This is a genomic window from Oleiphilus sp. HI0067, assembly GCF_001635735.1.
The window spans coordinates 1-326 of sequence record NZ_LWFI01000831.1 but is presented as its reverse complement, the minus strand read 5'-3'; the positions used below and the strand labels follow the sequence as shown (position 1 = coordinate 326).

At 44.8% G+C, this 326-nt stretch carries 1 protein-coding gene; it reads left to right on the top strand.

Annotation, left to right across the window (positions count from 1 at the left end; genetic code table 11):
* Positions 1-92 precede the first annotated feature (92 nt).
* A partial coding sequence (gene nadA / locus A3739_RS08835; protein WP_197472224.1) for a quinolinate synthase NadA occupies positions 93-326 on the top strand: 234 nt, incomplete at its 3' end.

Below are 326 nucleotides of genomic sequence, written 5' to 3'. Positions count from 1 at the left end.
TACAGTGTTCTTTTTACGAATAGCGCAGTAGTCCTAGCGCAGTGACTTTACTATAATATGCGCCGATTATTTCCACCGGATATATGTAATACATGAGTGACTTTCAAGACCGCGTTCTAGTACAAGAGCATTTAGCGCACGAAAAAATCCCACAAGCGATTGATCAAGCACAGGTAGATCAACTCACAGCAGAAATAAAAGGGCTGTTGAAACAGAACAATGCTGTGTTGATTGCACACTATTACACGGATCCGTTGGTTCAAGGCTTAGCTGAGGAAACCGGTGGGTGCGTGTCCGATTCACTTGAAATGGCACGCTTTGGCGCG